The organism is Acidobacteriota bacterium, from assembly GCA_039028635.1.
GTDB lineage: Bacteria > Acidobacteriota > Thermoanaerobaculia > Multivoradales > JBCCEF01 > JBCCEF01.
In genome coordinates, this window is record JBCCHV010000078.1 from 1 (window position 1) to 26576 (window position 26576).

Here is a 26576-nt window from a genome sequence, read left to right on the forward strand (position 1 = left end):
CGCTCCTCCGGATAGAGCGGCGTCAGGTTGTCGAAGAATATCTTGTTGCGCGCCTGCTCGGGATGCTCGAAGTTGACCGCCTCGACCTTGATCAGGGCGAAGTAGCGCTCCCCTTCCTTGGGCTGACGCACCTGGCCCGACACGGTGTCCCCGGTGCGCAGGTCGAAGCGCCGGATCTGGCTCGGACTGACGTAGATGTCGTCCGGTCCCGGCAGATAGTTGTACTCCGGGGCGCGCAAGAAGCCGAAGCCGTCGGGCAGGCACTCGAGCACACCCTCGGCGAAGATCAATCCGCTCTTCTCGGTCTGAGCCTGGAGGATCTTGAACATCAGCTCCTGCTTGCGCATCCCCGCCGCGCCCTCGACACCGAGGTCCTTGGCGATCTCGCTGAGCTGCGAAATGCTCATCTCTTTCAGAGCGCGGATATCCAGGGCGGGCTCGCGCCGCGATTTCTCCGCCGTACGTTGTCCTTTTGCCATCTCGTTCCTCGTTTTCGCAGTCACGGTTGCGCTCCGGAATTCAGGGCCCCCAGGGCGATCCCGCTCCATAGCTCCTTGATTCCTTCACCGGTGCGGGCCGAGACCGGCAAGAGCTTGACTTCTTGGTCCAGGGACAAGTCCCGGCGAATCGTCGCCAGGGCCTTGGCCCGTTTACTACGCGGCAGACGATCGGCCTTGGTGGCCACCACCATCGTCCGCGCTCCCAGGCTCGCCATGTACTCGTGAGCCTGAATGTCGAGGCTCGTCGCCCCGACCTTGGAATCCACCAAATGCACCACCAACGCCTGCGGCAGAGCCTGCTGGAGATACTGGTCGATCAACACCGCCCAGCGGCGTCGCTCGTCCTTCGCAGCCTTGGCGTAGCCATATCCCGGCAGATCGACGAAGTAGAAACGGTCGTTGATCAAGAAATAATTGATCGAGCGCGTCCGCCCCGGCTTCGACCCGGTGTGGGCCAGGTCCTTCCTCCCGAGAAGTCGATTGAGAAGACTCGATTTGCCGACATTCGAGCGCCCGGCGAAAACTACCTCCGGCCGCCCGTCGCGCAGGAACATGCGCGCCTCGTGAGCCGCCACCGCGAGCCGTGCCTGGTCGATCTTCATCTCGTGCACGAACCCCGCTCGATCACGCACGGCGGCTGCAAGCAACCGCCGACCTCACTTCAAAGACTGTGCGTCGGAACGACCCGCCTCGTGGCGTGCCGGGAGAAGCGCCTCAGTGAGCCAGCGAATCGGGGCCGACGGGCGGCTCCGGCGCTGCCTCTCCGAACTTGCCGTCTCCCTGCGGCGGGGCGGTCAAATCTCCGTCCAAGGCCAACCGAAGGACCTCGTCCATCGAGCTGACCAGCTGGACATTGAGCACTTCCCGAACCTCCTCGGGGATTTCCTCGAGGTCTTTCTCGTTCTCGTTGGGAAGGATGACCTCCGTGATGCCTGCACGGTAGGCAGCTAGAACTTTATCCTTAATTCCGCCGACAGGCAAGACCTTACCCCGCAGGGTGATCTCGCCGGTCATGGCGACGTCCTTGCGCACCGGCACCTGGAGGAGGGCAGAAACCAGCGCCGTCGCCATCGTGATGCCGGCCGACGGGCCGTCCTTGGGAATGGCTCCCTCGGGCACATGGACGTGGAGATCGTAGTTTTCGTTGAAGTCCGTCTCCAGACCCAGAATCTCGGCCCGGCTGCGCAGATAAGACAGGGCGGCACGGGCCGACTCCTGCATCACGTCCCCGAGCTTGCCGGTCAGGATGAGCTTGCCCTTGCCCTTCATCAAGCCGATCTCGGTCTCGAGGAGCTCGCCGCCGGCCTGGGTCCAGGCCAGACCGGTGCACACCCCGACCTCCGACTCTTCGAGCTTGCGCCGCGGCCGGTGCTTGGGCTTGCCGAGGAGCTCGCCGATGGTCTCGGGCAGCACCTCGATCTCGAGATCCTCACCCTCCTTGACCACCCGGCGCACGATCTTGCGGCAAACGGAGCCGATCTCGCGCTCGAGGTTGCGCACTCCGGCCTCGCGGGTGTAGCCCTCGCTCAGGGTGCGCAGGGCTTCGTCGTCGAAGCGAATCTTGTCTGCCGACAGGCCGTGCGCTTCGAGCTGCTTGGGCACCAAGAACTGGCGCGCGATGGCGAGCTTCTCGTTGAGCGTGTAGCCGGTGAGCTGGATCACCTCCATGCGGTCCAGGAGCGGCGCCGGAATGGTGTGAGAGACGTTGGCGGTGGCGATGAACATGACCTTCGAGAGGTCGTAGTCGACATCCAGGTAGTGATCGACGAAGGCGTCGTTCTGCTCCGGATCGAGCACTTCGAGGAGGGCCGCCGAGGGATCTCCCCGGAAGTCCATCGCCATCTTGTCGATCTCGTCGAGGAGGAAGATCGGATTGAGCGTTCCGGCCTTCTTCATCATCTGAATGATCTGCCCCGGGAAGGCGCCGATGTAGGTGCGGCGATGGCCGCGGATCTCGGCCTCGTCCCGCACTCCACCGAGGGAGAGGCGCACGAACTTGCGTCCCGTCGCCCGCGCGATGGATTTGGCGAGGGACGACTTGCCGACTCCCGGCGGGCCGACGAAACAGATGATCGAGCTCTTCGACTGGCCGACCAACTGGCGCACGGCGAGGAACTCGAGAATGCGCTCTTTGATCTTCTCGAGACCGTAGTGGTCCTCGTCGAGCATCGTCTCGGCCTGATCGATGTCCTTCTGCTCGCGGCTCTTCTTCTTCCAGGGAACGCTCACCAACCAGTCGATGTAGTTGCGCGACACGGTGGCCTCGGCGGACACCGGCGGCATCGCCTCGAGACGCTTGAGCTCCTGCTCGGCCTTCTCCAACGCCTCCTTCGGCAGCCCCGCCTTCTCGATGCGCTCCTTGAGCTCGGCGACCTCGTCGGCCTTGTCGTCCTTGCGCCCGAGCTCCTGGTGGATGGCCTTGATCTTCTCGTTGAGGTAGTACTCCTTCTGAGCCTTCTCCATCTGCTTCTTGACCTTGACGTTGATGCGCTTGTCGAGGTTGATCTTCTCGATCTCGACATCCAACAGGTCGTGCAGACGCTGCAACCGCTCGTAGGGGTTGACCAGCTCGAGGAGGGACTGTTTCTCGGTGGTCGCCACCATCAGGTGGGCCGAGAGGATGTCCGCGAAGCGATCCGGGTCGTCGACCTTGAGAGTCGACATCAGCCCTTCGAAGGCCAGGTGATGGGACATCTTGGCGTACTGCTCGAAGGCCGAGAGCACCTTGCTCATGTAGATCTGGAGCTCTTCGCTGGCCGGGAAGTCGGCCGCCAGGGTCTCCACCTCCACCAGCATGCCGCCATCCTCGTCGAGGACGTCGAGCACCCGCCCGCGGCGAATCCCTTCCACCATCACCTTGACGTTGCCGTTCGGCAGCTTGAGGTTCTGGATCACCGACGCCACCACGCCGATCTCGAAGATGTCGTCGCGCACCGGGTCGTCGACCTTGGGGTCCTTCTGGGCGACCAGGAAGATTTGCTTGCTGGAGCTCGCCAGGGTCTGCTCGAGGGCTCGCACGGAGCTCTCGCGGCCGACGATGAACGGCGCCATCATGTGGGGGAAGACGACCATGTCCCGCAACGGAACCAGCGGGAGCTTTTCGACGCGGGTCTTGACGAATGTAGAGGCCATTCAGGAAATCCAGGGCAAGTCGCGAAGGGCGCCCGAGGGCGCCCTTACATCAGCCGGCCTTCTTCAAGAGGGTGATTGGATCGACACTTCGCGCCACGACATCCTCGTTGATCAAGCACTGCTTGATGTCGCGCTGCGAAGGAACGGTGTACATCAGGTCCAGCATGAGCTCTTCGAGGATGATGCGCAGGCCGCGCGCTCCGACGTTGCGCTTGATGGCTTCCTGCGCGATCGCCTGCAGAGCACCGTCGGTGAACTTGAGCTCGACGCCCTCGAACTCGAAGATGGTCTGGTACTGACGCAGCAGACTGTTCTTCGGCTCCTTGAGGATCCGCACCAGGGCGTGCTCGTCGAGCTGCTCGAGGGTGGCGACCACCGGCAAACGGCCGACGAACTCCGGAATCAGACCGAACTTGATCAGGTCTTCCGGCAGCACGTGATCGAGCAGACGGCCCTGCTTCTCGTCCTTGGTGGCGATGATCTCGGCGCCGAAGCCGAGACTCTTCTCGTTCATGCGCCGGCCGATCTGGTCCTCCAGACCGACGAAGGCGCCACCGCAGATGAACAGGATGTTGGTGGTATCGATCTGCAGGAACTCCTGGTGCGGGTGCTTGCGCCCCCCCTGGGGCGGCACGTTGCACTGGGTTCCCTCGAGAATCTTGAGCAGCGCCTGCTGCACCCCTTCACCGGAGACGTCGCGGGTGATCGACGGGTTGTCGCCCTTGCGGCAGATCTTGTCGACCTCGTCGATGTAGACGATGCCGCGCTGGGTCTTCTCCTTGTCGTTGCCGGACGCCTGGTAGAGCTTGAGGATGATGTTCTCGACATCCTCGCCGACGTAGCCGGCCTCCGTCAGGGTGGTGGCGTCGGCGATGGTGAAGGGCACCGAGAGCAGCTTGGCCAGGGTCTGGGCGAGCAGCGTCTTGCCGGTGCCGGTCGGGCCGACGAGGAGAATGTTCGACTTGTGCAGCTCGATCTCGCTATGCGCCTTCTCGGCGAAATCGATGCGCTTGTAGTGGTTGTAGACGGCGACCGCCAGCTTTTTCTTCGCCTGGTCTTGGCCGATCACGTAGTCGTCGAGAAGCGCCTTGATCTCCTGCGGCTTGGGCAGCGTGGTGTCCTGCTGCTGCTCGAGCATCCGGTCCTCGGCAATGATGTCGAGGCAGATGTCGACGCACTCGTCGCAAATGAAGACCGTCGGTCCCGCGATCAGCTTCTTGACCTCGCGCTGACTCTTGTTGCAGAACGAGCACCTCAGGACTTCGTCGCCGGTGTCTTTCTTCGGCATTTCTCCTCCGGTGTCGGATAAACGGGACCTACCAACCGCCTTCAGCGATGGTACGGGCGATCCCGGCTGGCGTCAACCTACGCTCCATAAGAACAGAGTGCGCCCGAGGGCCTATTCCGTGGCGACGAAATCTCACCCCTTGCGCCGGTTCATGACGCGATCGACGATGCCGTATTCGACCGCTTCGTCGGCTGTCAGGATGTTGTCGCGCTCGGTGTCGCGATGGACCTCTTCCTTGCTCCTGCCGGTGTGCTTCGCCATCACCTCGTCGACGCGATCGCGAATCGCCAGCATTTCGCGGGCGTGGATCTCGACGTCCGTCTGCTGACCGCCGATGCCCTGTACCCAGGGCTGGTGGATCAGCACCCGGCTGTTCGGCAGCACCGTGCGCTTGCCCTCGGTGCCGGCCGCCAGCAGCAGCGCGGCGAAGGATGCGGCCTGCCCCATGCAGTAGGTGGCGACGTCGGGCTTGATGTACTGCATGGTGTCGTAGATGGCGAAGCCGGCGGTGGTCGAGCCGCCCGGCGAGTTGATGTAGAGGGCGATGTCCTTCTCCGGGTTCTCGGCCTCGAGGAAGAGCATCTGGGCGATCATCAGGCTCGCCACCTCGTCGTCGATCGGGCGACCGAGGAAGATGATGTTGTCCTTCAGCAATCGGGAGTAGATATCGAAGGCGCGTTCGCCCCGATTGGTCTGCTCCACCACCATCGGAATCAGCATAGATCCATTCCCCTCATCGGTTCAGTCGGCGTCGCCGTCGCGGCACGCCGATCAGGCTTTGTTCTCTTCGGCTCCATCCTCGCCATCGCCGAGCAGGCGGCGAACGGCGCGATCCCGCTGAAGCTGCTGGCGCAGGCTGGCCATGCGCCCTTCGCGCACGAACTCCTGGCGCAATTCTTCGAAACCGCGGTTCTGCAACCGCGCCAAGGTGGCGAGGGCGCCATCGACCTCCTCGTCGCTGACCGCCACCTCTTCTGCGGCCACCACCGCGTCGAGCACCAGCCGCTCGCGCACTCGGCGCTCCGCTTGCGGTCGCGCCTGCCCCCCCATTTCCTGCCAGTCGAGGCCGGCGGCCTCGACGTCGACGCCGCGGCGCTGCAGCTCCATGGCGTAATCGCGCAGGATGTTCTCGGTCTCGTGATTCACCACCCCTTCCGGCAAATCGAAGCTGTTGCGCGCCACCAGTTGCTCCATCAAAGCCTCGCGGCGCTGGCGGTCGCTGGCCTCGCGCTTGCGGGCGGTAACCCCGTTCGCGACCTGCTCGCGCAACTCATCGATGGTCTCGAACTTGCCCACCTTGGCGGCGAACTCATTCGTCGGCTCCGGCAGGTCGCGCTCTTCCACCAGCGCTGCCTCGACCTCGAACTTGCGCACCCGCGCCTCGTCTCCTTCTCCTTCCGGCCGGCTGAAGGTTCCGGTTTGCCCTGCCTCGAGGCCGGTGAGGGCCAGCGAGAGCTCTTCCCAAACCCGCGCATCGCCGATCTCCACCTGCACCCGCTCCGGCTCGGACTCCGGATCCTCCTCGACCTCGAGCTCGCGCACCGCCGCCAGAACCCGGTCGCCGCGCGCCGCCGGCCGCTCGACGGTGACCCAATCGGCCACCTGCCGCCGTAGCTCGTCGAGGGCTTCGGTGAGCTCTTCTTCGCTCGGTTCCTCGTCGCGATCGGGCAGATCGAAGCCGTCCAGGCTGGCGAGCTCGAACTCCGGCCGAACGTCGACCGCGGCGGTGAAGGTCAGGGGCTCACCGTCCGCCAGCTCGCCAACTTCTTCGACGCTCGGAGCGGTCAGGGTGTCGAGGGCGCTCTCGGTCGATGCTTCTTGCCAGAAGCGCGGCAACAGGCGCTCGATGACCTCCTGCCGAATGTCATCGCGGAAGCGCTGCCGAATCAGCGACGCCGGGATCTTGCCGCGCCGAAAACCGGGGACTCGCGCCTGGCGGGAGTACTGCTCCACCACCTTGCGGAGCTCCGCCTCGACGGCCGGCGCCGGCACCTCGATCTTGAGCTGTTTGCGGCACGGTCCGACGTTCTCTACAGCAAGCACGACACTCATGGCACAACCTCGATAAAAACGCGATCCAAGGGGGAGTCGATCTCAGGAGAGCGTATCGATGCGGGGAACCGCGAAAGATGGTGCGAAAGGGGGGACTCGAACCCCCATCCCGATTCCTCGAGACTAGATCCTAAGTCTAGCGCGTATACCAATTCCGCCACTTTCGCAGGCCGAAGCCACTCTCGCGAACTACGGTGGAGGGACTCACGAAGGGGAGGGATGGAAGCGCCACCGGCCGTGAACCGCAAGCCGGTGCCGGCGGCCCACCCGAAGCAAGTCCTTCTCGACCGGAACGATCCTACAATGATTGGTGAGCCGCCAGGGACTCGAACCCCGAACCCGCAGATTAAGAGTCTGCTGCTCTGCCAGTTGAGCTAGCGGCCCAATGCCGCGCAAATATACCCAAAGGTGTGGGCCGTAGCAAGCTTTCCAGGGGGGCTAAAGGCGCCCCCCTCAAGCGCACGCACATGTCGTGCGCTTTCACCCCCATCCAGGGCGGCCCCGTCCTCGGCGCCTTAGGCGCCGCCTCGCGCTGACGCGCTCGGAAGCCGTCGGCGAGTCCGCAGACGCCTTTTCCCCTCACGACTGTCTTCGCAGCTGTGCGACCAAAGCGCAAACACATGTCGCGCGCTTTCACCTCCGTCCAGGGCGGCCCCGTCCTCGGCGCCCTGGGCGCCGCCTCGCGCTGTCGCGCTCGGAAGCCCTCTGCTGATCAGCAGACGGCTTTTCCCCTTCACGACTGTCTTCGCAGCTGTGCGACCAAAGCGCAAACACATGTCGTGCGCACCCCCGGCACCGACTCGCGCCTGCGCGGTGAGGAGCCGTCTACGGGTTAGTCGCCGAGGTTTTTTGTGAATGTGGTTCTCTTCAGGCTTCGCACACCAAGCGAACGCACTTGCCGTGCGCTTCACCCCCGTCCTGTGGGTCAACCGCCTTGGACGAACTGCACGATCTCTAGGCGGTCGCCGCGCCGCAGCGGGGTGTCGCCATAGCGCTGGCGAGAGACGATCAATCCGTTGTGCTCCACGGCGACGGTCTGCGGGTGGCGACCGAGGTTGTCGAGAAGATCGGCCACCGTCGCCAGCGGCGCCACCGTCATCGGTTCGCCGTTGACCACGATGTCGAGGTTGCCATCGGAGCTCATCACCGAGTGCACGGGCCTAGAGGAGCTGCTTGAGCTCGGCGCGGCCGATGTCGCTCGAGGCGGTGATGATGAGGGCCGCCGTGCCGCGGCCGAGGGCCGGAATCTCGAAGGCCAGGCGCAGACCACCGGCTTCGTCCGTCGTGCCGCTGGCCAGGGTGCGGGGCTCGTCGACGGTCGAGATCATCTTGACGATGACCTCCGCGCCCACCACCGCTTGACCGCTCTTGCTCGAGGTGGTGCGAAGGTCGACCTGCCCCGGTTGACCGAGGGTCAGGCCGGGTTCTTCGTCGAGCACCAGCAGGAGCTGCTCTTGATCGGCCTCGCTGGTGAGGTAGTCGAGGATCACCTGGTCGAGGGTGCGCTCGACGCCGTCGTCCTCGACCTCGGCGGGTTCCGGCTCGTCGGCTTCGGTCGTCTCGACCGGACCGGTACCGGGGCGCTCGCCACGCAGGCTGCCGAGCTTCTCATCGAGACGACCGCTGCGGATGGCGGCGATCATGGTGCGGTGCTGCCGATCCATCAGGGCGATGATCTCCTTCTCGCCCTTGCCGTCTTCGAGCAGCTCGTCGTATGGCGCTCGCCGCGCCGCCAGCACCTGGCCCCCGAAGTAGACCAGGCTCTCGATGCACGGGTTGTCGTGCCCCTTGTCCTCGGTCTGAACGTGGAGCACCACCTCGCCGTGGCGAACGTCCGTGTTGTAACCCGTGATCATGCGACCCTCGACCTCCGCTTCTCAGATCGTCTCCGAGCGACACGTCTCACCGCGCGTCCCGGGTTCCGTCATAGAGGAAGAGAGGTGTACCGTACCGGGAAAAACCATCAAGAAAGACATCACGCTTCGGAAAAATTCTATGGGCGCGGGATTCGACCGGTCAAGGGAAAGACACCCCCGAGGCGGCACTCCGCCAGACCTCGATGGACGACATCGGGCGCTCGTGTAAGAATGCCCCGGCGGATTCCACGGGGCTTCCCGCCCCCGCCATCAAGAAGCCGAAATCACGATCTGAGGAGAGCATTATGGCTGAGCCGACCGCTCAACAGACTGCCGACCGCACCCTGGTGCACTACGAGGTCAAGGAGGGGGTCGCTTACCTGACCCTCGACGACCCCCCGGCCAATACCTACACCCACGAGATGATGCTCGAGCTCGACGCCGCCATCCTCAAGGCTCGCTTCGATGCCGATGTCCACGTGCTGGTGGTGCGGGGCGTCGGTGAGAAGTTCTTCTGCGCCGGCGCCAACATCAACATGCTCCAAAACGCCGAGCCGCGCTGGAAGTACTACTTCTGCCTGCACGCCAACGAGACCCTCAACCGTCTCGAGCACACCCCCAAGCTGGTGATCGCGGCCCTCAACGGCCACACCGTCGGCGGCGGGCTGGAGATCGCCATGGCGGCGGACCTGCGGATCGCCAAGAAGGACTCCGGAAAGGTCGGCCTGCCGGAGGTCAACCTGGGTGTTCTTCCGGGCACCGGCGGCACCCAGCGCTTCTCGCGCATGGTGGGCAAGAGCCGCTCCATCGAGCTGATGGTCACCGGCGACCTGCTGAGCTTCGAGGAGGCCCAGGAGCTCGGCGTCGTCAACCGCATTTACGAAGGCGACGACTTCGACCAGCAGGTGCACGACTTCGCCAAGAGCTTCTGTCCGCCGAACCGTGCCGCCAAGGCCGTCGGCCGGATCAAGCGCTCGGTGCAGTCCGGTGCCGAGGTGCCCTTCGAGAGCGGCCTCGCCATCGAGCGCGAGCTGCAGCAGCAGCTCTTCGAGAGCGACGACGCGACGGAAGGCCTCGACGCCTACGTCGAGCGCCGGAAGCCCTCGTTTTCGGGGCGCTGATGACCTCTGACATCGTCCTCGCGGCGCCGGTCCGAACGCCCATCGGGAAGTTCGGCGGCGCCCTGGCGACGCTCTCCGCCGCCGACCTCGGAACGGCGGCGGGGGCGGCCTGCCTGCAGCGCGCCGGGCTGGCCCCGGAGCGCGTCGACCAGGCGATCTTCGGCCACGGTCGTCAGGCCGGCGGCGGTCCCAACACCGCCCGACAGATCGCCTTCCGCGCCGGCATTCCGGTGGAGCGTCCGGCGTTCACCCTCAATCAAGCCTGCGGCTCCGGCCTGCAGGCCATCTTCGCCGCCGCCCGCGCCATTCGCCTGGGGGAAGCGCAGATCGTGCTCGCCGGCGGCACCGAGAGCATGTCGAACACCCCCTACCTGCTGCCGCGCGCCCGCTGGGGCTACCGCCTCGGCCACGGCGAGGTCACCGACGGCATGTACCGAGACGGCTTCAATGACCCTCTCTCGGGCCTGGTGATGGGTGAAACGGCCGAAGAGCTGGCCGACGAGCACGGCATCGCAAGGGCCGACGCCGACGCTTGGGCGGCACGCAGCCAGCAGCGCTGCGAGGCGGCCCGCGAGCGCGGCCGTTTCGCGCCGGAGATCGCCGCCGTCGAGGTTCCCGGTCGCAAGGGATCGGTGCGGGTCGAGGCGGACGAGCACCCCCGCGACGGCGTCACCGCCGAGGGCCTGACCAAGCTGCGCCCCGTCTTCCGGGAGGGCGGCACGGTGACCGCCGGCAATGCTTCCGGCATCACCGATGGCGCCGCCGCCCTGTTGGTGGCGAGCTCGCAGGCGGCCCGCGATGCCGGCCTCGAGCCGGTGGCTCGCCTGGCGGGCTGGCGGGTGGTCGGAGTCGAGCCCCGCATCATGGGCATCGGTCCAGTCCCGGCCGTCGCGGCCCTGCTCTCGGACCTCGATCTGAGTCCGGACGACATCGACGAGGTCGAGCTCAACGAAGCCTTCGCCAGCCAAGTGTTGGCCTGTGTCGACGGCTTCGGCATCGCTGCCGACCGCATCAATCCGGACGGCGGCGCCATCGCCCTGGGTCATCCCATCGGCTGCACCGGCACCCGCATCGTCGTCACCCTGCTTCACGGCATGGCCGAGCGCGGCCACCACCGCGGCCTCGCCACCCTGTGCGTTTCCGGCGGCATGGGGTTGGCGGCGGTGGTGGAGCGCATGACGTGAGACCCCTGCTGGTCACCGGCACGACGGCCGAGGAGGTGGCCCCGGTGGTCACCGCCCTGGTCGCCTGTGGCGTGGCCCGCGACCAGGTCGAGGTGCTGCTCCCGGAGACGGCGGGAGAAACGCGCCAGCGAGTCCGCCGGGCTCGCGGCCTGGTGCTCGGCGGCGGCGGCGACCTCCACCCGCGCCACTTCGGCGAGGCGGAGCTGGCCGGTGGCGGGCTGTCGCTGGTCGAAGATCGCGACCGACTCGACCTCGAAGCCCTCGCCGGGGCGCGCCAAGGCCAGATCCCGGTGTGGGGAATTTGCCGCGGCGCCCAGGTTCTCAATGTCTTCTTCGGCGGCGATCTGTGGCAGGACCTACCGTCCCAGCTCGGCGGCATCCTGCCGCACGACGTCAGCCGTCCCCTCGACGCCCTCAGCCATGGCCTCGAAATCAGCGCCCCGGAGAGCGAAACGGGGCGCATCCTGCGGCGCGAGCCGCCGCTGGTCAACAGCCGCCACCATCAGGCGATTCGCAAGCTCGGCGCCGACCTGGAAGCGATCGCCCACTCTCCGGACGGCGTCATCGAGGCGATCGAGCTCAATGACGACCGTTGGTGGGTGCGCGCCGTGCAATGGCACCCCGAAGACCTCGTCGCCCTGGCGCAGCAACGGGCCCTGTGGTCGACTTTCCTGGCGGCCGCCGCCTGAGTCCAGTCGCAACCGGCAGGACACCTCCCATCCAACCCCCGACACCGTAGGCCCTCGGAGCCCCATGATGAAGCCTGTGCAGTGGCGCCTCGCGGACGCCGTCGCCCACCTCGAGATCGACCGCCCGCCCCTCAACGTCCTCGACCTCGCCACGCTGGCGGAGCTCGACGGTGCCCTGGCGGAGATCGGTCGGGCCCGGCCGCAGCCTCGCGTCCTGGTGATCCGCGGCGCCGGGCCGCGCGCCTTCTCCGCCGGCGTCGCCGTCCAGGACCATCGCCGCGATCGCATCGCCGAGATGCTGCGCCGCTTCCACGGTGCCCTCCGCCGACTCCGCGCCCTGCCGACGGTGAGCATCGCGGCGGTCCACGGCCTCTGCCTCGGCGGCGCCATGGAGCTCGCCGCATCCTGCGATCTGGTGGTCGCCGAGGCCGATGCGGAGCTCGGCCAGCCGGAGATCGACGTCGGCTGCTTTCCGCCCTGGGCCGCGGCCCTCTACCCGCCGCGCATCGGCAGTCATCGCACCCTCGAGCTGCTGCTCACGGGGCGCCGCCTGACGGCCCCGGAAGCCCATCGCTGGGGCCTGGTCAACCGCCTCGCAGAGCGCGGCCGCCTGGACGACGAAGTCGCCGCCATCACCGCCGAGCTGACCGCCAAGAGCGGCGCTGTGACCGCTCTCGCCAAAGCCGCCGTTCGCGCTTCCGAGGAAGCCTTCGAGGCCGCCGTCCGCAAGGCCGAAGAGATTTACCTCGGGGAGCTCGCCGAGCGTGAAGACATGATCGAAGGAGTCGCCGCCTTCACCGAGAAGCGTCCCCCCGTTTGGAAACACCGATGAATCACCGAGACCGGAGCTCCTCGAGCTACCGGAGGACTCATACCGCTAGCCAGGAGAGCCCACCATGTCCCAAACCCTGATCGAAGAACAGCATGGCCGCGTCACCCTGCTGACCATCAACCGCCCGGACAAGCTCAACGCCCTCAACCAGCAGGTGCGGGACGACATGGTCGCCGCCATCGAGCGCCTCGAGGGCGACGACTCGGTGGGGGTGGTGGTGGTCACCGGCGCCGGTGACAAGTCCTTCGTCGCCGGCGCCGACATCGGCGAGTTCGAAGGCCGGTCGCCCTTCGACCAGCGCCACGCCATGCGCAGCCCGCGCATCTTCGACGTCATGCAGAGCTTTTCGAAGCCGGTGATCGCGATGGTCAACGGCTTCTGCCTCGGCGGCGGCTGCGAGCTCGCCATGTCCTGTGATCTGCGCATCGCCTCGGACCAGGCTCGCTTCGGCCAGCCGGAGATCAACCTCGGTCTGATTCCCGGCGGCGGCGGCACCCAGCGCATGCCCCGCCTGGTCGGACTCGGTCAGACCATGCGGCTGATGCTCACCGGCGATCTGATCCGCGCCGACGAGGCGCATCGCATCGGCCTGGTGGAGGTGGTGGTGGCGCACGACGAGCTGCGCGAAACGACCCTCGAGATGGCGACCAAAATCGCCTCGAAGAGCCCGCTCACCCTGCGCATCGCCAAGGAGGCGGTGAACGCCGCGGCTCAGATGCCGCTGGCCGACGGCATTCGCTACGAGCGCGACCTCTTCTGCCTCGCCTTCTCGACGGAAGACAAGGCCGAGGGTGTGGAAGCGTTCCTCCAGAAGCGTCCCGCGGAGTGGAAAGGACGTTAGGGGCGACCGTACTGCGGCGGCGGGGGCCGCCCCCGTCGCCGAGATTCGGGCAGCCTTGGAGGCGCCCTTCAGCGCGCCTCAGGTTCCGCGGCGAGGGCCATCGAACCCCGCCGCCTCGAGCCGGAAAGGCATACAGATTTAGGGAATCCGGAGCGCCCTACAGGACTCCGTCTATGCATCGATACGTTCCCGGCGAGTCACTGGGGGTGCAAATTTTTCCACCGGGCGCAACTTCGACCCTGGAGGCGAGTAAAGCTGTAAATTTGCACGTCGCAATACTTGAAATATCAATGATTTAAAATAACGAAGGTGCCGTTAAGGCCTCGCTCATTCGGGAAAATTGGCATATAATTCCCGCGGTGTCGGACGCGATGAGCAACCTAGCGAAAATTTTTCAGACTGCGCTCCCGGCCGCGATCACGCAGCCGCGCTCCGACTGAGCAGGTCACCTCTCGTGAAGCTTCAAACGCGCATCTTTGCCACTTCATTCCTGATCGTCTCGATCGGGTTTCTCGGCGTCTTGCTGAGCCAAGGAATGGCCAGCCTGCCGCTGCGCGCGTTACTCCTTTCCGGCCTCGCCACCGCCATCGCGCTGGTCATCTCCTGGCGCGTGTCGCGTGATCTCGCCAGGCCGATTCGGCGGCTCTCCGAGATGACCGCCGAGATGGCCGAGACGGGCAGCCAGCGACGCGATTTCGGCGGCGTCGATGTCGCCGCTCCGAAAATCCTCGATCCGCAAAAAATCCACGAGGTCGAGGACCTGCGCCAGGCCCTGCATCACCTGGTGCAGTCCTTCGCCCAGTCGCAAGCCGATCGCGAGAAGTCCTATGTCGAGGCCATCGGGGCGGTCGTCGCGGCGGTCGATGCGCGCGATCAGGAAACCAGTGGGCACTCGTTCCGAGTCGCCCAGTACGCCGTGGCCCTGGCGACGGCGATGGGCATCCACCACCCGGACCTGCTGCGCGCCATCGAGTGGGGCGCCTTGCTCCACGACGTCGGCAAGATCGCCGTGCCCGATGCCATTCTCCGCAAGGTGGGTCCGCTCACCGAGGAGGAGTGGCACATCATGCGGCAGCACGCCAACTGGGGCTACGAGATCCTCGCCGACGTGCAGTTCCTCAAGCCCGCCCTGGCGGTGGTCTACAGCCACCACGAGCGCTGGGACGGTGCCGGCTATCCTCGCGGTCTGGCGGGCGACGAGATTCCCCTCACGGCGCGCATCTTCGCCGTCGTCGACACCTACGACGCGATCACCTCGGAGCGCCCCTACCGGCGCCCCAAGACCCACCGCGAGGCGATCGAAGAGCTCAAGCGGGTGGCGGGCTCACAGCTCGATCCGCAGGTCGTGGAAGCCTTCATCGAGCTCCCGGAAGTCGAGCTCCGCAGCCTGCGCAACCAGCGCGGCCAGCTCGATCTCCGGCTGCCCAGCGAGCGCCGCCGGGAGAGCTTCGGTCGCGGTCGTCAGAAGGTCGGCTGATTCCTCGGCAGGCCCCCTGGGGAGCCCAGCTCCTCTCCCACAGCTACGCAATCTAGACTCGACCGGCGCGTCGACCCGTATTTCCCTGAGATGGCCGACCTCTGCGACCGCATCATCGAAGCGCTCGAAGCCGCCGGCGTGAGCTTCACGCTACAGCGCCACGCCGCCGTCTCGTCCGCTGCCGAGGCCGCCACCACTCGCGGCACGGCTCTCGCCGAGGGCACCAAGGCGATCCTCTTCAAGGTCGACCACGACTTCGCGATCTTCGCCATGAACGCCGAACGGGCACTCCACTCGGCGAAGATCCGCCGCCACCTGGGAGTCAAACGGACGCGCTTCGCGAGCGGCGAAGAGCTCTTCAGCATGACCGGCCTGCGACCCGGCGCCGTCCCGCCCTTCGGTCCACCGATCCTGCCCTACCCTCTCTATGCCGACCCTTCGGTCCTCGAGCGCCGCGAGCTGATCTTCACCGCGGCCTCGCGAGAGGTCTCGATCCGGCTGACGACGGCGGACTATCGACGGGTCGCCCAGCCAGAAGTCTTTCCGTTCACCCGCTGAGCTCTCGGCAAGCCACGACCTTCGCTGAGAGATTCGTTCAGAAGGTGGGCTAGGCGCCGGGAGACAGCGTGGTCCGCAACCAGGACCCAAGGCCCTGTCACCGGGGGAGCCCCTTCAGCGCAGCGCGTTCGAGCCAGCCTTCGGGAAGGCGTCTCGAGCCCAGGACGGCGCCGCCACCATCGTTCGCTCCGGCAGGCCGAGGCTGTGCCGGTATCGGTCGAACCCTGGCCCGCCGAGGAGCACTCCACAAAGCGGGTCCGTCGCCAAACGCACCGCCGCCGGATCGCGTGCCATCGCCGCTTCGTGAGCGATCGCCAGGGCGCGTTCGACCTCGCCGACGGCGCCATGGCCGAGGGCGAGTAGAAAGCGATCCGTGGTCATGCCGGCCAGCACCACCAGCCGCTCGCGAGCCGCCGGCTGCCGCCCCTCGGCCGCCGCCAGCAGCAACCCCAGGACCAGGTCCTCGGCTTCGGTGAAGTCTCCCTCAGCCACCAGCATCCGAGCCCGCACCAAGTCTCCCCGCATCAGCTCGACCATCGCCGTCGCGCGGCGTAGGCCGGGATCGTCGTGCCGCCGGAGCCCGCGGCGGCCGCGCCGGCTGGCCGCCTCGAAGCGGCCCAACAGGTAGAGCACTCGCACCTGGCCGGCGGCCGATTCCCCGGCTCCACCGAGAGCCAGCCGCAGATGCTCGAGGGCCGGTCCATCGCGTCCGAGCAGCGCATGCAGAAGGGCAAGCCGCTGGTGCACCCGCGGGTCTCGCGGCGCCAGCTCCCGAGCCCGCTCGAGACTGCGTTCCGCCGCGACCCAATCGCGGTCCCCCATGACGAGCGCTTCGGCCCGTTCGAGCCAGGCCCCGGGAGCCACCGATTCGGCGTCCGGCGGCGGCGCGGGTGCCTCCCCGAGAGGCCCTCCCAACAGCACCATCACGATCCCCATCGCGATCATCACCAGGGCAGCACCGATCGGCGATGGCGCCACCTCCGGCGTCGGGCCATTGACCGGCGGACCCGGCGGTCGGTCGATCGGCGTCGGCCCGACCAGCAGGCGATAGCCCCGACCGCGCACCGTCGCGATGAAACGCGGCGCCTTGGCCTCGTCGCCGAGGGCGCGACGGAGCTCCCAGACGGCGGTCGTCAGGGCCTCGTCACCGACCACGGCATCGCTCCACACGGTTTCGGCCAGCTCTTGCTTCGAGACCACCTTGGAGGCCCGGCTGGCGAGATGGACCAGCAGGTCCATCACGCGGCTCTGCAGGACGACCTCGCCGGCCGTTCCCACGAGGCGATTGCGCTGCGGATCGACGAGCCAGGCCCCGAGGCGAAAGGCAGCGGGCGGTGCGGGCATGGGCGTCATCTTCCCGGATATTGACAACAGCGGAGCCGGAGCGAGCGGTCGCGGACCTGAAGCGGACCCAAAGCGGACCTCGGGCTCAGGCACGGCGACCATCGCGAGCCTACCGTGGAAGCACACCACGACCACGGGAGAACCCACCATGCGTCTGCCTTTGCTGTCGATTCTCACCATCTCCATTTTCGTCACCGGCGCCGCGGCAACCGCCACGGCACAGACCTGTTCCTTCGAGCCACCTCCCGACTGCCCACGGTCCGAATCGACGATCGAGTGGCTGCCGGAACAGCCCACCTTCACTTGGACGCCGAGCAACTCGCTCTGTCTCGGTGAACCCACCACCAACTCCCTGCGGGTGCGCATCAGCCGGCGCCTCGACACGGACGGCGCCTTCAAACCCTGGAGCTCGGCCGGCAAGCGGCCGACATTCCTGATCGCACCGCCCGGCCGCTCGACCCTCTTCGACTCCGAGACCTGCGTCGATCAACGCGTCGGCACCAAGGCCCTCGCCGAGGCCCTCTACCAGCGAGGGGCCCGCGTCGTGGAGGTCAAAGTCGCCTGTCCCATCTCCTCCGGCAGCGCCGATCGCCAGTACGACGACACTGGAAGCTGCCAACACACCCTCCTGGCAGAAGTCCTCGAGGTGCTCACCGAAACCCCCATCGGCGACGGCAGCGGCGAGACCATCTGGCCATCGGAGCCAGCCAATCGGTTCGCCTACGGAATCAGCCAAGGGCAGGTCGAGCTGCAGTTCGCGGTCGATGTCTTCGATCGTCCTTCGGGCGAGGTCAACCGCGTCGGCTTCGGCGGCGGCGGGGCCGTCTTCGACCTGGTGACCCGCATCCAGGAAGACGACAACGAGCGCGACGGCTGCAAGGTCCTCGACGCCATCGAGCGCTCCTTCTCCCCCGGTGAATCCCGGCCGACCTGCGACTGCTATCGCGACACGGCGCCGCGCTGCGGACGACCCACCGACTGCGGTGGCGACCTCGGCGGCGATTGCCAGGGCCAGCCGGACCTGCGTGGCGCGCTGGCCGCCGGCTCTACGGCGCCCTACTTGGGCGACCCGGCGCAGGATGCCTCACGGGCCCGCGCCGTGCTCTACAACACCGGCTTCGATCTCGGCTCCAATCAGCGTCAAAACCTCGCCTATTGCGGCCAAAGGCAGGGTGAGGCGGCCCGCGTCGACCCCACCAGCGAGGCGATGTGGAACTTTCCCGACTGCCTGTGCGGATGTCCGATCAACGCCCACGGCGCGATCAGCGCGATCGCCGAGCTCTACGGTGAAAAGCTCGGTGACGAGGCGATCGCCGACTGGGTGGACTTCTTCCACCACGGCGATCCCGTCTTCGACCTCGATCTCACCGACGCGAGCCTCTGCCCTTCCCCGGGCTTCGACTGTCGCCGAGTGGCACCACCGCCCTGCCTCGACGATCCCGACTCGTGCTCCTGTAACGGCCCGGCGGCGGGCATCGCGACGGCCTGTCCGATCTTGCCTGCCGAGTGAATGCGCCGGGTGACCCGGGCATCACGACCCGAAATCGTCGAGAACCTCCTGCATGCGCTGGTAGAAGCGCCCGACGTGGATGCCGTCCACCAGGGCGTGGTGCACCTCGACACTCACCGGCATCCACCAGCGGTCCTGGCGCTGCTGGTAGCGCCCGAAGACCAACCTTGGCACCGAGCTTGGGAAGCCGGAACGGGCGTGGGCGAAGCTGGTGAAGGAGATCCAGGGGATGACCGAGTAGTAGATCAGGTCATCCCGCTCGCCCGCCGGATCGAGATCATCGCCTTCCCGGGTGGCCGCCAGCGAGGCCTCGGTCTGCTGCTCGAAGAGCTCGAAGTCATCCTCGAAGTCGAAATAGCCGAAGCCGAAGGTCTCGTCCGGGCGCAGCACCGTGCCGCCGCCGTGGATGCGGTCGTGCACCACCACCCGATCGCCGCGAATCCGGTAGCGCAGCTCTTCGACCTCGTTCGCCGCCACCAGCGAGGCCCATAGAGTGGCGACGAAGAAGGACGGCCCGCCGGACCGGCGACCGGCCTCGCGAACGGCGGTGACGTCGACCTCGGCGCAGAGATTGAAGAAGGGCTGCTCGAAGCCCTTGAAGAACTCGAAGTGTCGCCGCCGGGGCCAGGAATCGAGATCGAGGGTGCGCATGACCGCCCGAGCATAAGACAAGCAGCCCGCGAGGGGCTCCGGCGAGCAGGTCGGGCTAGAATTCGGCGACTTCCGAATCCTCCGCTTCTGAATCATGACGTCCCCTCGCTTTCGCTGGCCCGGCCGGCTCCTGCTGATCCTGAGCAGCACGGTCATCGCCCTCGCTCTCACCGAGGGGGCGCTGCGCGCCTACTACTGGAGTCGCGGCGTCGGCCGAGCCGATCTCCCCGAGCTGCTGCGACTGTCGCAGCAGGGACCCACGGAGCTGGTGGACGCCCGCAGCGTCTTCGGCATCGTCCAGCCGAGCCCCTTTCCGGATGTCGTCTACGAGCTGCGCCCCAATCTCTCGGGTCGGTTCCGCGGCGCCGAGTTCGCCACCAATCGCTTCGGCCTGCGCGGCCCGGACACGACCCGCTCGAAGCCCGCCGGCACTCTGCGCATCGCGGGCCTCGGCGACTCCCACATGTTCGGGTGGGGCGTCGGCCAGGAGGAGACCTTTCTGGCGCTCCTCGCCCAGCGTCTCGGCCAGCGCGGAGTCGAGGTCGAGACCCTCAACTTCGCCGCTCCGGGCTACAACACCGCCATCGAGGCGGCGGTCTACGACCGCAAGGCGCGCCACTTCGATCCCGACCTGGTGGTGCTCCATTTCGTCGGCAACGACCTCGGCCTGCCCCATCATCTGCAGCCGCCGCGACAGCTCCAGCCGAGCGACTGGTATCTCGTCGAGTCCCTGCGAACCCTGTTCGCCGACCGCGGTCTCGATGGCGAGCTCGAGCTGCTGCCCCACAACCTGCGCCGGCTACCGGTCGCGGAGCGACATGCGGCGCGCGGTCGCTACGCCTACATGGTGGGCGAAGAGGGTTACCGCCGGGCGATGGCGAAGGTGGCCCAGGCCACCCAGCGCGACGGCGTTCCGCTGCTCATCTTGCTGCAAAGCCAGCGGGATCTGGTGAGTGCGGTGGCGGCCGAGCACCAGATTCCGGTGCTCGATGCGGCGCCCGACTTCTTCGCCGAGCTGAAAGCCACCGGCGACACCTCGCGAGCCGCCTGGAAGGCGACCTTCCGAATACCCAAGGACGGCCACCCCACCGTCGCCGCCCATCGCGCCTACGCCGCCTGTCTGGAACAGGCGCTGGCCGAGCGCGGCTTCATCCCGTCGACCGCCGCGGGCACGGTGGCCAACCGGTGAGACGGACCGCAGGCCTGGGGTGGAGCGACGAGAGATCTAATCTCGATTCGGCCGCCCTCGGCGGACGATCTCCTCGAGATCGAGGCCGCGCGGCAGGGTGCCCAGCGTCGGGATGCCAGCGCCGAGGCGAGAGGCCACGAAGGCATCGGCCAGCGCCGGCGGTGCCGCCTGCACCATCAAGGACGCCTGCACCGCCGTGGCGAGGCCTTCGGCCAGGCGCCGAGCGCTGGCCGGTTCGGCGGCGGCGAGATCGCTCTCGAGGCGGACGAGATAGTCGCCGAGGCGTGGCTCCGCTTGCACCGCCGGTCGTAGCTCGGCTCTTAGAACCTCGATCACGCCGGGATCTCGGCCGAGGGTCCGCAGCAGGTCGAGACACTGAATATTGCCGGCCCCTTCCCATAGCGAGTTGAGCGGCGCTTCGCGATAGAGCCGGGCCACCGGATGCTCTTCCACGTAGCCATTGCCGCCAATGCACTCGAGGGCCTCGGCCACTACCGTCACCGCCCGGCGGGTGACGTGAAACTTCGCCACCGGGGTCAAGAGCCGCGCCAGGCGCGCCGCATCTGGGTCCTCTGCGGAGCGATCGAAGACCCGCGCCAGGTGCAGAGCCAGGGCGGTCGCCGCCTCCGACTCGAGACAGAGATCCGCCAGCACCTGGCCCATCAGGGGTTGATCTTCGAGAGCCCGTCCGAAGGCGCGACGATGATGCCCGTGGTGGGTCGCCTCGGCCACCGCCCGGCGCATCGTGGCGGCAGCCCCGATGACGCAGTCGAGGCGGGTGTGGCGGACCATCTCGAGAATGGCGGCGACTCCTCGACCGGGTTCTCCCACCCGGCGCGCCCAAGCGCGCTGGAACTCGATCTCGCTCGAGGCGTTGGAGCGATTGCCCAGCTTGTCCTTGAGGCGCTGAATTCGCATACCGTTGAGTCGGCCGTCAGGACGAAAACGCGGCATCAGGAAACAGGACAGGCCCGCCGCCTCCTGAGCCAGGACCAGAAAGGCGTCGCTCATCGGCGCCGAGCAGAACCACTTGTGCCCGTCGAGAAGAACCTCCCCATCGCCCGCGATCGCTTCGGCGCGGGTGCGGTTGGCGCGCACGTCGGAACCGCCCTAGCGCTCCGTCATCGCCATGCCGAAGAGCGCGCCGCGCTTCTCCGACGCTGGCCGAAAGCTCGGGTCGTACTCCAGTGACAGCACCCGCGGCAACCACTCGGCGGCGAGATCCGGCTGCAGCCTCAGCGAAGGCACCACGGCAAAGGTCATGGTGAGAGGGCAGCTCGGCCCCTCGTCCACCTGATGGCGCAGGAACATCAGGGCAGCGCGCGCCACCTGAGCGCCGGGTCGGCGCTCGCGCCACGGCAACGCGTGGGTCTCATACTCCACACCGATCCGCATCAGGTCGTGCCAGGCGGGATGGAAGTCGACCCGGTCGATGCGATCACCGAAGCGATCATGGGTGCGGAGGAGGGGCGGGAAGCGATGACTGAGCTCGCCGAGGCGGAGGGTTTCCGCTGCCCCGGCCAGCGCACCGAGAGCGACCGCCTGCGGTTCGATCCAGCCTCCGCCTTCGCGCTCGACGCCCTCGCGCAAGGCCGCGTCCTGCTCAAAGAGGTTGTAGTTCTCGAGGGGCGGTACCTGGTTCCAGTCGGCGGCGCGATCGGTTGGCGAGCTCATGGCATCCTCCTCGCCTCACCCTAACCGATCACCCACTTCAGGGCGGCGCTCTAGGGCGCCGCAGCAGACCGGCCCGCTCTCCGTTTGACAGCCCTCGGGGGGTCTGGGAAGCTCGTCGCGGAGGATTTCCAATGAGCTCATCCCGCCCGATCCTTTTGCTCCTGCTCGCCTTGGCCTTCTGCCTGCCGGCGGCCGTCAGCGCCAAGAGCCCGTGCTTCCCGCGCGAGGGCAACTGCGTCGTCACCACCGTCAATGGACAGCCTGGGCGAGCCGCCAGCCGCAAGGAAAAGAAGCGCTGGGTCAAAGAGTTCGGCTCCGCCCCCTATATCGACGACGCCGCCTTCACCCTGCCGGAGGCGGTATCCGGGCCGCTCGAGGTCGAAGCCACCGCGGCTGGCAATGCCGGCGACTGGTTCGGCCAGTTGCTCGATGTCGACGTCCAGGTGGTGCCGCTGCAGGCCGTCGAGCTCGAAACGGAGCGCCAGGCGGTCACCGAGCCGACGGTCCGGATCGGCGGCAAGGCGGCCGTCGGTGCCGCTGACTTCCTGATCGACAATCGCCTTCCCCCCGGCCGCTACCTGCTACGAGTGCGGCTGCGCGGCAGCGACAACTGGGATCGCCAGACCCTTTTCTTGACCGTCGCCGCCGACGCCGAGAGTGCCCCGTGAATGCCCTCCTGTACGCCGCGGCCGCGAGCGCCTTCCTGCTCGGACTGGCCCACTCGTATCTCGGCGAGCGCTACCTGCTGATTCGCCTCTTCCGGCGCGGCAACCTCCCCAAGCTCCTCGGCGGCACCGAGTTCACCAAGCGCACCCTCCGCTTCGCCTGGCACATCACCTCGGTGATGTTCTGCTCCTTTGGAGCGATCCTGCTGCTCCTGACTCGCCCGCAGCCGATTCTGACTCCGCTGACCTGGATCCTGACGATCACCTTCGGGATCATGGGCGCGATCAGCCTGATCGCCTCCCGCGGCCGCCACCTGTCCTGGATTTTCTTCCTCTTCATCGCCGCCGTCTGCGGCGGACTGCTGTTTCAGGGGGGCTAAAGGCGCCCCCCTCGCTGGCGCGCACATGTCGCGCGGGCTCACCCCCAATCCAGGGCGGCCCCAACCTCGGCGCCGTCGCGATGCTCTGGCGAGCCGAGGCGGCCGTGCTCCCGACAGCCGTCAGTCGGCCGATGGGAGCTCCGACTGGAGCAGCCACAGGCAGCTCAAGGCGCCGTCTTCGGTGACGCCCACCAGGTTGACCCGGTAGTCCCGCCGAGCGCCGGCCGGGTCGCGCTGCTGCAGACGTAAGTCGGCGCTGCGGCAGCCCTGCTGCAAGAAGGAGCGCACCGCCGGCCGGTAATCGGGGTGATTGAACAGCGGTAGGTGACGTACCGGAACACGGCTCAGCTCGGCGCTCGAGGCCGCTCCGTACTGCTCCGCGAACGCGCGATTGCAGTCCCCGACATAGCCGTGCTCCAGGACCACCGCCAGCAACCGTTCGGGATCCTGATCGAGGGCTGGCGAGCGCTCGAAATCGACCCTCCCCATTCCGCTGACGCTCTCCTCGAAGAGGATCTCGAGACGCCGATCCCGGCGCCGTTCGGCCCAGCCCGAGAGCTTCTCCTCGCTGACGTCGTGGGCAAACCCCAGAACCACCCCGGATCCGTCGTCGGGTCGGTGGAAAACGTTGTCGTAGGACCACATGCGCGAGCTGCCATCGCGATGCACCAGGCGCATCAGCCCGCGATCTCGCCCGCGGCTCCAGATCCGCACCAAATAGGCGTCGAACTGATCCTCGATGGTGGGATGGAGGAACTCCGCCAGGCGTCGACCGACGAGCTCTTCCGGCCGTCGACCGAGGCTACTGGCAGCGGCCCGATTGACCAGCAGGAGCTTGCCGAGTCGGTCGTGAGCGCAGATCAACCCACGGCCGTGATCGATCAGCCAACGATAGAGAGGCGACGAGGGGTCATTCATGGGACATCCCTTGCCAAGCGCAAACGGCGACCAGATCAAAAGAGAAGAGATACGTACGGCGACCAGTATACGCCGCAGGTCGCCAGCAGGAGCGATCAGTCGGTTGCCGCCGAGTTCTCGCTTAGCCAGGTGGAAGCCCCGCCCGCCTCTGGCGGAGACCCGTCCACCGCAAGGAGGAAATCCCATGAGACTCCGTTTCGCCCTCGCCGCCCTGGCCTTTGTCGCCTGTCCAACGCTGATCACCGCGGCTGAGCTGGCACCGGCACCCTTTCCCCCGCAGGACATCCCCGGGACCTTTGTCGACCGCTTCGACGACGGCATCGTCGGTCCCCACTACGCCCCCATCGGCGGCGCCACCCTGATCGAGCAGGGCGGCCAGCTGAGGGTCATTCAGAAAGCCAAGGGCGAGGGCGTGCTGGTCAAGTACCCGGCCCAGGTCGCCGGCCAGAGCCTGTTCGTGTTCTGCGCTCGAGTCGGCTTCCAGCTCTCCCAGCTCGGCCCCGGCGAGATGGTCGCCTTCGAGGCCGTCGATGTCGCCACCGGCGGCTTCACCACCCGCAGCCCGCAGGACAGCACCCGCTGGGAGATCGAGCAGGATCCCACCGATCCCAGCAAGTACAACTACAAGGTCTACAAGAACGGCTCCCTGACCACCGAAGGTCAGGCCACCATTCCGGAGAACGCCAGCGGCTTCCGGATCGACAAGGTGCCGGGCACCAACATGGTGATCGGCGAGGTGCTCTTCCCAGACGGTAGCTGGGAGAAGCTGTGGGAGCACGATCCGCCGGAGATCCCCTTCGAGACCTTCTCGATCACCAGCACGATGGACGAGTTCGCCCTCGACGACGTGATGGGCGGCCTGCACACGGACGATCCCAACTCCGATGGCGCGGTCAGTGATCTGGCACCGTTGGCCGAGGCCGACGGCGGCCTGGCCTTCTACCCGCGGGGCGACGACCTCTACGACGTCGAGATGACCTTCGAAGACCTGGTGGCCTTCTCGACCGAAGGCGAATCGGTGATTCCCCTCGCCCTCGAGATCGGCGAGCGCAGCCTCGCCTTCGAGGTCAAGTGCCGCGGCGGCACCGGCGGCACCTGCTCCGGCCAGTCCAACTGCTCGACCAAGACCTGCCCGGACCGCGAGTACGACATCGGCGACGGTAACGGCTATCGGACCTACAGCGGTACCTGCAAGAAGGCGACCCTGGGGCTGCCCCTGTGCTCCTGCAGCTACTCCCTCAAGAAAACCGTCAAGGCGGTCAAGATCGCCGCCAATCAGACCGTCGAGCTGGTGATCGACCCGAAGAACTCGATCCCGGAGATCGTCGAGGGCAACAACCGCACCGCCGGCCGCGCCGCCGTCGAGCCCTTCGCCATGGTGACCTCCCACTCCTGCAACACCGGTAGCCGCAAGAACGGCGACGGCGAGTCGATGGCGATGAAGACCACCATCAGCCTGTCGTCGGGTTTCTTCCCGGCCGAGAGCATTCGCTCCGAAAGCCTCAGCCTGATCGCCGTCAACGAGGACGGCATGCTGACCGAGTCACTGCCGTTGACCGGCTTCCGGGCGGCCGGTGGCACCGCCGAGCTGACCTTCGCCGACGATGGATCGATGGGCATCCCCGGTTGCCCGACGGAGCTCATCCTCCTCGGCGTCTCCGACAGCCCGCTGCGCTACTGGTCGACCAAGCTCGAGGCGATCGCCCTCAGCCCGCTCTACCCGACCACCGTGGCGCGCTCCCTGATCGGCCAGCTCGAGGCCCTGACCCCGGACGATCCGGAAGTCGGAACGCCGCAGATCGTTCCCAACAGCGTCGCCGACCAGCTCATCGCCATGGGCGACATGGCGGTGCCTGAGCTGATCGCCACCCTGACCACCGGCAGCGATGGCCAAAAGGCCTTCGCCGCCTACATCCTGGGCGAGATCGGCAACTCATCGGCAATCCCGGATCTCGAAGATCTGCGCGACCAGCTCGAGGCCCAGCCCTTGCCCTGGTCGGAGCTCACCTACACCCAGCTCAGCGAGATCGACGACGCCTTGACCAGCCTCGGACTGATTCCCGTCACTAATGATCCGCAGACGCCGAGCGACGAGACCTGCATCGATGGCATCTGCTGCGTCGATGGCTTCTGCTACCCCGAAGAGCGCAAACGCTGCTGCGTTTCCGGCGTCGACGCGGTCACCAGCGGCCCCTTCTCGGGCGGCAAGCGAGCCGGCGACTACTACCCGGAGGTCTCCAATCCGGACGGCTCGTCGAGCCGCTGGAGCGGCGACGGCAGCACCGCCGGACCGCACAACATCGGCAGCCCGCCAGCGCAACGCACCGGAGCCCTGGTGCAGATCGTCGGCACCATGGACGGCGACCGTTCCTGCTGCACCATCTCGCAGAATTTCGTGATCGAGAAGTCGAACTACGACCAGGACACCGCCGATGTCGGCGAGCGCGTCGACGACCTCGGTCGCAGCCGTCGGGACGTCCAGAATGGCCCCTTCCGCCAGCAGCATGGCGGCAACCAGGATTCCTTCTGTGACTACCCGGCACGGCAGTACAACGCTCCGCCGGGGCGCCTCAACTACTGCCGTCGGCAGCGCTTCACCAGCTGCTACCACTCCTACCCGGACTCGCAGCCACCCTGCCAGTGGCAGAAGTGCTGCGTCACCTGGAAGCTGGAGCAGACCGCCAACGGCAACAATGCCAGCACTACTGTGACCAA

Annotated in this window: 23 protein-coding genes, 2 tRNA genes and 1 pseudogene; 12 read left to right on the forward strand and 14 right to left on the reverse strand. The window is 66.9% G+C overall.

The window, feature by feature from the left end; all coding sequences use genetic code 11:
- From AAF604_22725 to AAF604_22770, 10 genes are all read right to left on the reverse strand, one after another.
- The coding region (locus AAF604_22725) for a Rho termination factor N-terminal domain-containing protein (protein MEM7052498.1) at positions 1–479 on the reverse strand (479 nt) is incomplete at its 3' end.
- Positions 480–499: 20 nt separating this feature from the next.
- Entirely contained in the window at positions 500–1102 is a 603-nt protein-coding gene (yihA, locus tag AAF604_22730; protein ID MEM7052499.1) for a ribosome biogenesis GTP-binding protein YihA/YsxC, read from the reverse strand.
- A gap of 112 nt (positions 1103–1214) precedes the next feature.
- Positions 1215–3632 carry an endopeptidase La gene (lon, locus tag AAF604_22735; protein MEM7052500.1) on the reverse strand — a complete coding sequence of 806 codons (2418 nt, stop codon included), beginning with the start codon at positions 3630–3632 and terminating at the stop codon, positions 1215–1217.
- Between the two features lie 49 nt (positions 3633–3681).
- A complete protein-coding gene (clpX, locus tag AAF604_22740) occupies positions 3682–4920 on the reverse strand; it encodes an ATP-dependent Clp protease ATP-binding subunit ClpX (GenBank protein ID MEM7052501.1) in 1239 nt (412 codons plus the stop codon).
- Positions 4921–5052: 132 nt separating this feature from the next.
- The gene (locus AAF604_22745; protein MEM7052502.1) at positions 5053–5640 is read right to left on the reverse strand and encodes an ATP-dependent Clp protease proteolytic subunit; all 588 of its coding nucleotides are present in this window, start codon (positions 5638–5640) and stop codon (positions 5053–5055) included.
- A gap of 51 nt (positions 5641–5691) precedes the next feature.
- Complete coding sequence (gene tig, locus AAF604_22750) at positions 5692–6972, reverse strand: trigger factor (protein MEM7052503.1); 1281 nt, start codon at positions 6970–6972, stop codon at positions 5692–5694.
- Positions 6973–7050: 78 nt separating this feature from the next.
- Positions 7051–7139 (reverse strand) — tRNA-Leu (locus AAF604_22755).
- 141 nt (positions 7140–7280) lie between these two features.
- A tRNA-Lys gene (locus AAF604_22760) sits at positions 7281–7356 on the reverse strand.
- 541 nt (positions 7357–7897) lie between these two features.
- Positions 7898–8116 (reverse strand): sulfur carrier protein ThiS, encoded by a 219-nt coding sequence (gene thiS, locus AAF604_22765; protein ID MEM7052504.1) that lies wholly within the window; start codon positions 8114–8116, stop codon positions 7898–7900.
- 16 nt (positions 8117–8132) lie between these two features.
- Complete coding sequence (locus AAF604_22770) at positions 8133–8828, reverse strand: hypothetical protein (GenBank protein MEM7052505.1); 696 nt, start codon at positions 8826–8828, stop codon at positions 8133–8135.
- 305 nt (positions 8829–9133) lie between these two features.
- On the opposite strand from AAF604_22770, the gene AAF604_22775 reads away from it, so the two are divergent.
- The 7 genes from AAF604_22775 to AAF604_22805 all read left to right on the forward strand — a co-directional run bounded on the left by AAF604_22775 (position 9134) and on the right by AAF604_22805 (position 15530).
- Positions 9134–9949, forward strand: coding sequence for an enoyl-CoA hydratase/isomerase family protein (locus AAF604_22775; protein MEM7052506.1), 816 nt, complete (start codon positions 9134–9136; stop codon positions 9947–9949).
- Positions 9949–11133, forward strand: a complete 1185-nt coding sequence (locus tag AAF604_22780) for a thiolase family protein (protein ID MEM7052507.1) — start codon at positions 9949–9951, stop codon at positions 11131–11133. The genes AAF604_22775 and AAF604_22780 overlap by 1 nt, the downstream gene beginning before the upstream one ends.
- Entirely contained in the window at positions 11130–11822 is a 693-nt protein-coding gene (locus AAF604_22785; GenBank protein MEM7052508.1) for a gamma-glutamyl-gamma-aminobutyrate hydrolase family protein, read from the forward strand. Before AAF604_22780 ends, AAF604_22785 begins: the two co-directional genes overlap by 4 nt.
- Positions 11823–11886: 64 nt before the next feature.
- Complete coding sequence (locus AAF604_22790) at positions 11887–12654, forward strand: enoyl-CoA hydratase/isomerase family protein (protein ID MEM7052509.1); 768 nt, start codon at positions 11887–11889, stop codon at positions 12652–12654.
- Positions 12655–12718: 64 nt separating this feature from the next.
- Positions 12719–13495, forward strand: coding sequence for an enoyl-CoA hydratase-related protein (locus tag AAF604_22795; protein MEM7052510.1), 777 nt, complete (start codon positions 12719–12721; stop codon positions 13493–13495).
- A gap of 454 nt (positions 13496–13949) precedes the next feature.
- A complete protein-coding gene (locus AAF604_22800; GenBank protein ID MEM7052511.1) occupies positions 13950–14972 on the forward strand; it encodes an HD-GYP domain-containing protein in 1023 nt (340 codons plus the stop codon).
- A 90-nt stretch (positions 14973–15062) separates the two neighbouring features.
- Positions 15063–15530, forward strand: coding sequence for a YbaK/EbsC family protein (locus AAF604_22805; GenBank protein MEM7052512.1), 468 nt, complete (start codon positions 15063–15065; stop codon positions 15528–15530).
- 114 nt (positions 15531–15644) lie between these two features.
- On the opposite strand, the gene AAF604_22810 is transcribed toward AAF604_22805, so the two are convergent.
- Positions 15645–16874: a winged helix-turn-helix domain-containing protein gene (locus tag AAF604_22810; protein ID MEM7052513.1), complete on the reverse strand. Its 1230-nt coding sequence runs from the start codon at positions 16872–16874 to the stop codon at positions 15645–15647.
- A 148-nt stretch (positions 16875–17022) separates the two neighbouring features.
- Here AAF604_22810 and AAF604_22815 point away from each other — a divergent pair, with 148 nt between their 5' ends.
- Positions 17023–18384, forward strand: coding sequence for a hypothetical protein (locus AAF604_22815; protein MEM7052514.1), 1362 nt, complete (start codon positions 17023–17025; stop codon positions 18382–18384).
- Between the two features lie 21 nt (positions 18385–18405).
- Here the strand turns inward: AAF604_22815 and AAF604_22820 are convergent, their stop codons facing one another.
- Positions 18406–19056, reverse strand: a complete 651-nt coding sequence (locus tag AAF604_22820; protein ID MEM7052515.1) for a chloramphenicol acetyltransferase — start codon at positions 19054–19056, stop codon at positions 18406–18408.
- Between the two features lie 73 nt (positions 19057–19129).
- Between AAF604_22820 and AAF604_22825 the strand changes: the two genes are divergently transcribed.
- Positions 19130–20224, forward strand: a complete 1095-nt coding sequence (locus tag AAF604_22825; protein ID MEM7052516.1) for an SGNH/GDSL hydrolase family protein — start codon at positions 19130–19132, stop codon at positions 20222–20224.
- Between the two features lie 36 nt (positions 20225–20260).
- Here the strand turns inward: AAF604_22825 and AAF604_22830 are convergent.
- Positions 20261–21898, reverse strand: a pseudogene (locus tag AAF604_22830) (acyl-CoA dehydrogenase family protein).
- Between the two features lie 131 nt (positions 21899–22029).
- Between AAF604_22830 and AAF604_22835 the strand changes: the two are divergent.
- Together AAF604_22835 and AAF604_22840 are read left to right on the forward strand one after the other, a co-directional pair.
- On the forward strand, positions 22030–22566 hold the full coding sequence (locus AAF604_22835; GenBank protein ID MEM7052517.1) for a hypothetical protein: 537 nt from the start codon (positions 22030–22032) through the stop codon (positions 22564–22566).
- A complete protein-coding gene (locus AAF604_22840) occupies positions 22563–22943 on the forward strand; it encodes a hypothetical protein (protein ID MEM7052518.1) in 381 nt (126 codons plus the stop codon). Before AAF604_22835 ends, AAF604_22840 begins: the two co-directional genes overlap by 4 nt.
- Before the next feature lie 120 nt (positions 22944–23063).
- Here AAF604_22840 and AAF604_22845 read toward each other — a convergent pair whose 3' ends face one another.
- A complete protein-coding gene (locus AAF604_22845) occupies positions 23064–23861 on the reverse strand; it encodes a PAS domain-containing protein (protein MEM7052519.1) in 798 nt (265 codons plus the stop codon).
- 184 nt (positions 23862–24045) lie between these two features.
- Between AAF604_22845 and AAF604_22850 the strand changes: the two genes are divergently transcribed.
- On the forward strand, positions 24046–26576 hold a 2531-nt coding region (locus AAF604_22850; protein ID MEM7052520.1), incomplete at its 3' end, for a hypothetical protein.